The 9,800-nt window shown below is 44.5% G+C and carries 9 protein-coding genes; 4 read left to right on the top strand and 5 right to left on the bottom strand.

What is annotated here, in order from left to right; genetic code table 11:
* Positions 1-190: 190 nt before the first annotated feature.
* A complete protein-coding gene (locus tag O9324_RS20250; protein WP_288141146.1) occupies positions 191-910 on the bottom strand; it encodes a biliverdin-producing heme oxygenase in 720 nt (239 codons plus the stop codon).
* Between the two features lie 510 nt (positions 911-1,420).
* Here O9324_RS20250 and rpaA point away from each other — a divergent pair.
* A complete protein-coding gene (rpaA, locus tag O9324_RS20245) occupies positions 1,421-2,161 on the top strand; it encodes a two component system response regulator RpaA (RefSeq protein WP_002768502.1) in 741 nt (246 codons plus the stop codon).
* A gap of 180 nt (positions 2,162-2,341) precedes the next feature.
* Here rpaA and O9324_RS20240 read toward each other — a convergent pair whose 3' ends face one another.
* Together O9324_RS20240 and ylqF are read right to left on the bottom strand one after the other, a co-directional pair.
* A complete protein-coding gene (locus O9324_RS20240; RefSeq protein WP_288141145.1) occupies positions 2,342-3,826 on the bottom strand; it encodes a glutamate synthase subunit beta in 1,485 nt (494 codons plus the stop codon).
* 160 nt (positions 3,827-3,986) lie between these two features.
* Positions 3,987-4,826, bottom strand: coding sequence for a ribosome biogenesis GTPase YlqF (gene ylqF, locus O9324_RS20235; protein WP_288141144.1), 840 nt, complete (start codon positions 4,824-4,826; stop codon positions 3,987-3,989).
* 107 nt (positions 4,827-4,933) lie between these two features.
* Between ylqF and O9324_RS20230 the strand changes: the two genes are divergently transcribed.
* Together O9324_RS20230 and O9324_RS20225 are read left to right on the top strand one after the other, a co-directional pair.
* Positions 4,934-5,476, top strand: a complete 543-nt coding sequence (locus O9324_RS20230) for an NUDIX hydrolase (RefSeq protein WP_002768513.1) — start codon at positions 4,934-4,936, stop codon at positions 5,474-5,476.
* Positions 5,477-5,734: 258 nt separating this feature from the next.
* Positions 5,735-6,676 (top strand): hypothetical protein, encoded by a 942-nt coding sequence (locus tag O9324_RS20225; RefSeq protein WP_288141147.1) that lies wholly within the window; start codon positions 5,735-5,737, stop codon positions 6,674-6,676.
* Positions 6,677-6,715: 39 nt separating this feature from the next.
* On the opposite strand, the gene O9324_RS20220 is transcribed toward O9324_RS20225, so the two are convergent.
* Entirely contained in the window at positions 6,716-7,657 is a 942-nt protein-coding gene (locus O9324_RS20220; protein ID WP_287629192.1) for a TIGR04168 family protein, read from the bottom strand.
* A 405-nt stretch (positions 7,658-8,062) separates the two neighbouring features.
* On the opposite strand from O9324_RS20220, the gene O9324_RS20215 reads away from it, so the two are divergent.
* Positions 8,063-8,260 (top strand): hypothetical protein, encoded by a 198-nt coding sequence (locus tag O9324_RS20215; protein ID WP_002768518.1) that lies wholly within the window; start codon positions 8,063-8,065, stop codon positions 8,258-8,260.
* A 1-nt stretch (position 8,261) separates the two neighbouring features.
* Here O9324_RS20215 and O9324_RS20210 read toward each other — a convergent pair whose 3' ends face one another.
* Entirely contained in the window at positions 8,262-9,428 is a 1,167-nt protein-coding gene (locus O9324_RS20210; protein WP_288141143.1) for a cysteine desulfurase family protein, read from the bottom strand.
* Positions 9,429-9,800 lie beyond the last annotated feature (372 nt).

The raw sequence follows: 9,800 nt of genomic DNA, 5'->3' as shown, positions 1-9,800 counted from the left end.
AATGGGGCGAAAGTCTGTGGACTCTGTGTAAGACAGTACATGGTTTTTTAACTGTGGTATGCGACGGTGGTGGAAGCAGAAACTTAAATCGTGAGGTTTAGGAATCGCCGCACTTTTAGGGCGGCGAGGATGTCAAGGCTGACCATTACCCCAATTCTAGAATTTCCGTTTTTTTTGGTTTTCTTGACTACTATTCGGCGGTAGCCAATCCAGCTTCGGTGCTGCCGGTGCTGCGACGACGGGTGAGAGTATTAAAGAGCATAATTCCGATCGCTTTGATCAGATTACCTTCCAACTCTTGGAACATTCTCATGTTCAGGCCAAAAGCGGCGTTAGCTTCGGCGACAATGCGATCGGCCATGGCTTGATCTACCGGTAACTGGTCGAGGGTTTGACGATAGTGGTTTTTATAGGCTTTTTCGTCGGGAATATCTTTGAAATCATAGAAAGCAGTGCCACCAGTTTCCAGATTCATCGCTTTTTCGGCGATTTTTTTCAAGATTTGCCCCCCGGACAGATCGCCGAGATAACGGGTATAGGAATGAGCGACTAATAATTCGGGTTCTGTTGTGGCGATTTCCCGAATCCGGTCAACGTAGGCCTGACCTGCGGGAGATAAAGCGATCTCGTTGCGCCAATTGGGACCATAATAAAAATATAAATCCTGTTCTAGCGCATTTTTGCGATTGAGTTCAGGAAAACAGATTTTAGAAACGACGGGATGACTGGAAAGTTTTTCCATCTCCTCCTCCATGGCCGAATAGACGAAGTAGAGGTTAGCCACCAGTTTGCGATAGGAAGTTTTTTCCACCACCCCCTTGAGAAAACACTTGACAAAACCGACGTTTTCTGCCATTGTGTGGGATTTTTTCGTGCCTTCTCGCAGTTGAGTTGATAAATTAACGCTCATATTATGATCACCTGTTGGGATGAGTAGAATGGATCGGGTTCGTTACAGATGCTTACTAAAACCGCCTATTTTGGTAGATTAAACTGAATCGATCGCTAATTTTATTAAGAATTTTTACAGTGCCGCCGGGGGAGCTTAGGGGAGAAATTTAGCTCTAGCAGGACTTAACCGCCGGTTGAAGCCGGTATCCATCGAGATGGCGCAATTGTAAAGATTAGTGAAAAACTGCTCCCTAGTTGATCTTTGGGCAGGAGAGGGTATAATCTGGCACCAATATCAATTTTCGACCAACACTGTTTACACTTCTTAAAAATTCTTAACATTCAGGAGACTTATATAGGCAAAATTTCACAAATTGAAACCGAATTTAGCAATCATGCTTATAATCAGTACAGGATTCTTTATGTTGTGCTAAACTCAGGCCCTTGAGAGACAAAGCCATAGTTGCGATGTCAGCGAGAACACATTGAGCAACCCCCTACCCAAACCCTTAGTCATAACACTCTGGTAATGCCCCGAATACTTGTAATCGATGATGATCCTGCAATCGCGGAATTAGTCTCCATCAACTTGGAGATGGCGGGTTATGACGTTAACCCCGCAGAGGACGGGATTAAAGGCCAGGCCTTGGCCGTCCAGTTACAACCCGATTTAATCATGCTGGATTTAATGTTGCCCAAAGTCGATGGTTTTACCGTCTGTCAGCGTTTGCGACGAGATGAACGCACGTCCGACATCCCGATTTTGATGCTCACAGCCTTAGGACAAACCCAAGATAAAGTGGAAGGTTTTAACGCCGGTGCCGATGATTACCTGACCAAACCTTTCGAGGTGGAGGAAATGTTAGCTAGGGTGCGCGCCCTCCTTAGACGCACCGATCGCATTCCCCAAGCCGCTAAACACTCAGAAATACTCAGTTTTGGACCTTTAACCCTGGTTCCCGAACGTTTTGAGGCGGTCTGGTTTGAAAGTGTGGTCAAGTTAACCCATCTAGAATTTGAGTTACTCCACTGTCTTCTCCAACGTCACGGTCAAACCGTTTCCCCTAGTGATATTCTCAAGGAAGTCTGGGGATATGATCCCGATGATGATATCGAGACTATTCGCGTTCATATTCGCCATTTGAGAACGAAACTAGAACCCGATCCCCGCCACCCTCGCTATATTAAAACCGTTTACGGTGCGGGTTATTGTCTGGAGTTACCCACCAATGAACAGGTGGTGCTTGATTCATCGGTGGCAACAGTTTAAACAGGGAGCGGATAGGCAATAGGGACAATTGTTTCCTCGCTCCTCCTCCTCTTCAGATTGAGAAGGTTTGACTCGCGGTTGGGTTTTGATGGCTATGGCTGAGGCCTCTTTTTGTCCCTGACGATAACGAGGGGAAAACACCCCCAGCAAGTCAGGACAATGGTGGGAGTAACTACTGGTTTACGGTAAATCCGTCGCCCCCATCAAAAAGCGATCGCATTCCCTGGCGGCCCCGCGGCCTTCATTAATCGCCCAAACCACCAAACTTTGACCACGACGACAATCCCCCGCTGCAAAGACTTTCGGTAAGCTAGTGGCAAATTGACCGTGTTCGGCCTTGATATTGCTGCGGGCATCCTTTTCTAAGCCTAAATCATCGAGTAAAGGCTGTTCTGGTCCCAAAAATCCCATGGCCAATAGAACCAATTGCGTCGGGATGACTTTTTCTGTTCCTGCCACTGGTTGGGGGATAAACTGTCCTTTTTCGTTGCGTTGCCATTCCACTTGTACCGTGTGAATCCCTGTGACGTTACCCTGGCTATCCCCCTCGAATTTAGTCGCCGTGGTGGTATAAACCCGGGGGTCATCGCCAAAACGTGCGGCCGCTTCCTCTTGTCCATAGTCCAGACGGTAGATTTTCGGCCATTCGGGCCAGGGATTATCGGCAGCCCGTTCTCGGGGCGGTTGCGGCATAATTTCTAATTGGGTGACGCTATGGCAGTTATGACGCAGGGAAGTCCCCACACAGTCGGTTCCCGTGTCGCCACCGCCGATAATTACCACGTCTTTACCCGCAGCCGAGATAAAATCTTCCCCGGGTTGTCCGTCTAATAGTGCTTTTGTATTAGCGGTGAGAAACTCCATGGCGAAGTGAATACCCTTTAATTGGCGACCTTCGATGTTTAAATCCCGGGGTTTGGTGGCTCCGGTACAGATAACCACGGCATCATATTCGTTTAATAGGTCTTGGCTGCTGATATCCTTACCCACTTCCGTGTTACAGACCATTTTTACCCCTTCCTGTTCGAGCATCTGGAGACGACGCAGAACCACTTCTTCCTTATCTAACTTCATGTTGGGGATACCGTACATCAACAGGCCCCCGGGGCGATCGGCCCGTTCGTAAACCGTCACCCAGTGACCAGCTTTATTTAACTGGTCGGCAGCCGCTAATCCAGCAGGTCCGGAACCGATCACAGCCACTTTTTTGCCGGTACGGATTGCGGGGGGATTGGCAGTAATCCAACCGGATTCCCAACCTTTGTCGATAATCGAACATTCAATATTTTTGATCGTAACGGGGGGATTATGAATACCGAGAACACAGGAACCCTCACAGGGAGCGGGGCAGACTCTACCGGTAAATTCGGGGAAATTATTGGTTTTATGGAGGCGATCGAGGGCTTCTCGCCACAATCCTCGATAGATTAAATCATTCCATTCGGGAATCAGGTTATTAATCGGGCAACCACTGGCCATGCCACTAATTAGGGTTCCCGTGTGACAAAATGGTGTACCACAATCCATACAACGGGCAGCCTGATTGCGGAGTTTATCTTCGGCCATGGGAAGATGAAACTCATCCCAATTATGAAGGCGATCAAGGGGGGTAAGTTCGGAGGGAAGTTCACGCAGGAATTCGATAAAGCCAGTCGGTTTGCCCATAGTCTTTGTTATCTCTGTCGTTTATCCCCTATCTTCCTTCACAGTTCGATCGATCCCGCAACTTTACCGATTTCTTTAATCTTATCGGCAGCTCAGTGGACTAACAGGCGGTAATTTTGACAAATTGGGTAATTAACTATTGAGTTAAAAACAGGCGATTTCAAGAGGAAGGGGGCAATTCTAACGGGATAGCCCCGATTATTCCCTTACGAAAATCATTGAGTAACTGCATGGCTGCCCTTTCTTTATCTTCTTGATATTTGAGATCGGCCAATTTTTCGATAAAATCCTCCCCGGTCATGTCTAGAGTATTCAACCCATAACGAGATTGTAAAAGTCCTTCATACTGTAATTCTATTAATAAATCGACAAAAGCCGCCGCTATCCTTTGGTTATCATAACCAGCATCCCCAATATCCTCACAGATAGCTAATTTCACCGCATCCTTTTGATTTTCTAAACGGGAAGGAATCACCCCCGGCGCGTCTAATAATTCTAAGGTGTCGGAAATTCGCACCCATTGTAATTGTCGCGTTACTCCGGCCCGGCGGGCGCTGGCGACGACTTTTCGCCCTAATAAACGGTTAATCAGGGCAGATTTGCCCACATTGGGAAACCCAATCACCACGGCACGCACTGGACGCGGTAACATTCCTCTTATTTGACGTTTTTGGTTAATTTCATCGCCAATTTTTTCCGCCGCTTTGATAATTGCTTTAACTCTTTCTCCCTGTTTAGCGTTAGTAAAATAGACGGTTTTTCCTTGACTTTTAAACCATGTTACCCATTGTTGATAGGCAGATTCGGGAATCATATCGAGACGATTTAAGATTAATAAGCGCGGTTTATTGCCAATCCAATCGTCCACCTGCGGATGATGGGAAGCTAAGGGAATGCGAGCATCGCGCACTTCTAGGACCACATCCACGAGTTTAAGATGTTCCTTGAGTTTTCTTTCCGCTTTGGCAATATGACCGGGATACCATTGAATTAACGACATGGGAGATGGGAGTATAAAATTTAATTTTATCAGGAATAGTCCCTAGATAGCTATAATTATCTGAGAAAGAGTTTAGTAATTTCACTGCAATTATAACAGGATTATCGATGACTAATTTAAAAAAATGGCAAATTGTTAAATCTGAGCTAGTTTTTCAGAATCGTTGGTGTCAAGTCCGTCAAGATGCGGTGAAGTTATCCTCTGGAAAAGTTATCGATGATTATTTCGTTAATATTCGTCCTGAAATTGTGTTAGTTGTTCCAGTTACTGGGGATAATCAATTAGTTTTTGTCCGTCAATATCGTCACGGAGTTAAGGAAATTTTATTGGAATTTCCCGCTGGAGCAGTGGATGCGGGTGAAGATAATATTACCGCAGCAGCGCGTCGGGAATTTGAGGAGGAAACTGGTTATCAAAGTGATTCTCTAATAGCTTTGGCTGTTTTGTACGATAATCCTGTTAAAGATACTAACAGAATTCATATTTTTTTGGCTCTTAATGCTACCCCCACAGGTCAACAAAAGTTAGATGTTACCGAGGAAATTGAAGTTATTCTGCGACCTTTACAGGAAATTAATCCCCAGGAAATTACTGTCTCTGGTAGTTTAGCCGCTTTCTATTTAGCTAGGGATTTTTTAAAGCAAAATTAAGCAGTTATAGCAGTTATATTGATGGGGATACAGTTGTCAGGATTCAGAAGATAGGGTGGTCACTGCTTGCGCATTGCGGGGGGTGTTGGGGTGTTAGGGTGTTAGGGTTTTAGTTGAAATTCCCCCACTTCCCCACTTCCCCACTTCCCCACTTCCCCACTTCCCGCTCTCCTACCTCTGCGCTTTTCTCTACTGTTTGAACAGGATTTGTATTACTTTAAGTTTTATTTTTTTCACTTGTCTATGAGTAATTTTTTTATGATTGCTGGCTTTATTCTATCAGCTTATGCAATCGTTGCCAACGATTCCCTACAGACTTTAGGTACTTTTTTAAGTGCCAATGAAGAACGTCCCTGGTGGATTTTATGGCTGTATTCCAGTATAATCTTAGCCTCGATTTTTATCGCTGGTTGGTATATTAATCAGGGAGATGTGGCTTATAATCGACTAGAAATGATTCCCTTCCCAGAAAATTTTACTTGGATTTATATCGTTCCTCCCCTAGCAATTTTAATTCTCACCACTTGGGGAATACCTGTGAGTACAACCTTTTTGGTTTTAACAGTTTTTGCTCCCCAATCTCTAGATGAAATGTTAATTAAATCCGCTTGGGGTTATGCTATTGCTGTTATAGTGGGGTTAGTAATCTATCGAATTATTTATCAATTAGAAAACTTTTTCCTAGAAACAGTTAATAAAGAACCTCAAAAAATCTGGGTAGTTTTACAGTGGTTATCTACTGGGTTTCTCTGGAGTCAATGGTTAATGCAAGATTTTGCTAATATTTTCGCCTATCTTCCCAGACAGTTAGCGGCAACATGGTTAGTTTTATCTCTAACAGTTATGCTACTCCTGCAAACCATCATTTTTATTAATCATGGTGGTCAAATCGAGAAAATTGTCACTAGCAAAACTAACGCCCATGATCCGCGTTCTGCAACAATTATTAACTTAATTTATGGCTTAATTTTACTGTTTTTCGTTGGCTATAATCATATTCCCATGAGTACCACTTGGGTATTTTTAGGTTTATTAGGAGGTCGAGAAATTTCTCTGACTTTAACCAGAGAAAACCCTAATTTAGCCGCCACGGGTAAATTGGTTTTAGGGGATGCCTTGAAAGCTTTTATCGGTATGATTGTTAGTGTTGCTATCGCTCTTGCTTTACCTCTAATCGCTCAAAAAATTAACTATCTATAGGAAGTGGGGTGTGGGGTGTGGGGTGTGGGGAGATGTAACTTAAGAATAACAAGATTGGGGAGATAGGCGATCGATTGATGACCCGAAGTGATAAAGTTTTCTATTGCTGATAATCTCGAAATTATCGTTCAACCAGATTAAAGATGCTTCTGTGACTAGACCTTCTTCAAGAGTGACTAGGGAAAAATTGCGAGATTTACCCCTATCAGAGTGGAGAATGCGAGGAACACTAGCAGCATTCAGATAAACAGTTCCCATCTCGGAAGTGACCACGGGATTGCGTAAACGGGAAGTAGTATGACGGAGACGGTGGTGCATATGACCGAAACTGACGAGAGGAACCTGTTTTCCTAATAGCTGTGCTTGTGCGATGGCCGCTGCTAAATCCGGGTCCCCGTGGTCCCCTCCCAAAGGTCGCCAATCGCGACCACAGATAGCTTCCGCTTCCTTTCCCAGTCCAGCCGGACCATTGTGACCTAAAAAAATCAGGTTATTATAGGCAGTATCTTGAATATTAGCGATAATTTTGGCAGTAGATTCGGCAAAACTGCTGATATTATAGCGTTCTTGAAAAAATTCTCCATTTTTCCACTCGGAACCTCCCCAAGTAAAGGGACGACCCCCAACAATCGAAAGCTCTAAACTGGGTAGGTCTAGTTTTGAGTAACCCACATGAGCAACCCCTAATAATTCTAACTGGGCGGTGACACGATCTTCTTTATCGCGATCGTAGGGACATTTTTTTCGTCCCCAGGAGGTGGCACTATACCAAGCGTCGTGATTACCGAGAATAACGGCTTTTGGTAAGGACAAACTAGCAATCCGGCCGACAATTTCTAGGGATTCATTGCCAAAATCGCCGACAAATAGGGCTAAATCCACTTGTAAAGCTTCTAGTGCTAAATTATCTTCTATTTCCCATTGGTCGTGAACGTCACCGATGACGGCGATTTTATAGGTGCGAGGGAAAGAACTTACCATTACCAGTTATCAACTATCATTTACCAATAATGATCATAACTAGGATTGGCTGAAAAAGTACGGGCGAAGCATTCGGTTAGAAAATCTCCGGTTTCAGCGATAGGTTATTGCCCGAATGCTTCGCCCCTACAGGACGCGGGCCGATGAAGACGCAAGGTTTTGAACCACGATTCTCTCAAAATCTTGCATCTGTGGGAGCGAAACAGAACCCTAAAACCCTTACCTCGTCTATATTTCACATTTATTCAGCAAACCCTAACTAGGATTGGTAGTCGAAAACCGTGGGCAAGAAAGAGAGATTTTTTCTCAAATTACCAATGAAAAGGTAAAGATTTAAAACAAAGTTATCCACAGTCATCGTTTTTTTTGTAAATTTAGATACAGAATTATCAGGGTGATCTGTGTATGTCCTTACTACAATCTCGCACTACTGCCGTTGTTACCTGTCCCCAAGCGAATACATGGGTACAACTCAGAATGCTTCCCTCTCCATACAGCTTTGATGAAGCACTACTACTCTGTGAACAGGATCAGGGCCGTTGGGTGGCATGGATTCCCGATTTTGGCGAAATTATCTTGATTGAAGGGCAATTTGAGGCATAAACTAACTCTTGCTCACAATTAAAGCAGATAAACAGCGATCGATCACTTGTTTTAATACAAGCGCCGTCCAATCGATATCGGCTGCGCTGGTGTCCCTTCCCAGGGTTAAACGAATTCCCGCTAATGCTTCTCGATCGCTGTAGCCCATAGCTTTTAAAATTGGACTGGGGGAAAGTTTGCCACTATGACAGGCGGATCCGGAACTAATGCCGATTCCTGCTAAATTAAGCTGACGAACTAGCTGTTTTCCCGTGATGTGACTGTCATCGTCGGGACGGACAATAAAGCTGACGTGGTGGGGTAAACGATAGAATCGGTTCCCTGTGGGCAGCAGATAAGGATAATCGGCTAAGAGGTCAAATAATCGATCTCGCAGGGCTATTAAACGCATTTTTTCGCTAATTAAGTCTTTTTGGGCTAATTCGGCCGCTAAACCAAAAGCAGCGATCGCTGGTACGGCTTGGGTTCCCGATCGCAGACCTTTTTCCTGACCACCGCCCCGCAGTAATGGTAAAATATCGACACCCGCTCTGATGTATAAAGCTCCCGATCCTTGCATTCCATAAATTTTATGGCTAGAAAGAGATAATAAATCTACGGGCAGTTTCCGCACATCAATATCGCATCTTGCCGCCACCTGCACCGCATCGGTGTGAAAAAGAACACCCCTTTCTCTGGCAATGCTGCCCAATTCTTCAATCGGTTGTAGGGTTCCCACCTCACTTTGTCCGTAAATAATGGAAATTAAGACCGTATCGCTTTGAATTGCGGCTTTTAGGTCTAAAGGATTAACTCTACCTTGACGATTGACGGGAAGACGAGTAATTTGCCAACCTTGCTGCTCTAATTGTTTACAGGGTTCAGCGATCGCCGAATGTTCCACACTAGAAATAATTATATGACGGGGGCGGTTATACTGTTGAGCAACCCCGATAATCGCTAAATTATCGGCTTCTGTGCCGCCAGAAGTAAAGATAATCTGGTCTGGATTGGCATTAATTAACCCTGCTACCTGTTCTCTGGCCATTTCGATGACTGTCGCCGTATCCTGTCCCCAACTGTGTAAACTGGAGGGATTGCCCCAATGATGCCGCAGAATAGTGGCAACCCGCTCGATCACTTGGGGATGAGTGGGGGTAGTGGCGCTATAGTCAAGATAAATTTGCATTATTTTACAATCTGAGAAATGAGAGTCCAGACAAGCAGCTATTCTCAGTTTAGCGGCTTAAGAGATTAGAAAACGGGTTTCTTTCTTGAAGAAACCCGCTTTCTTCAAGAAAGCGGGTTTCTTGATCACAAAAACAACCGGCATAACCATAGCAGTAATCCTAATCATCACGGTGCGCTCAACACTACCTTAGATGAATTGTTTAAGAAGTTAACACCCCAAAGGGTTGCTCTGTAGTTTAGACTAAAAAAGTCAGCCGAAAATAATCCAGCTTTATGAAAATAGCTGAAATCAAAAATCTTGAAGCAAAAAGTAGAGTTAGGATGCTTTCTTTTGCGATTTTTTAGGGGGAGAATATCGTTTTTTTACAGT

This window comes from Microcystis sp. LE19-84.1B (assembly GCF_027531875.1).
In the GTDB taxonomy this organism is placed as follows: Bacteria; Cyanobacteriota; Cyanobacteriia; order Cyanobacteriales; family Microcystaceae; genus Microcystis; species Microcystis panniformis.
Note: the sequence above shows the minus strand (reverse complement) of the source record. Positions and strands in the feature narration are given on the sequence as shown.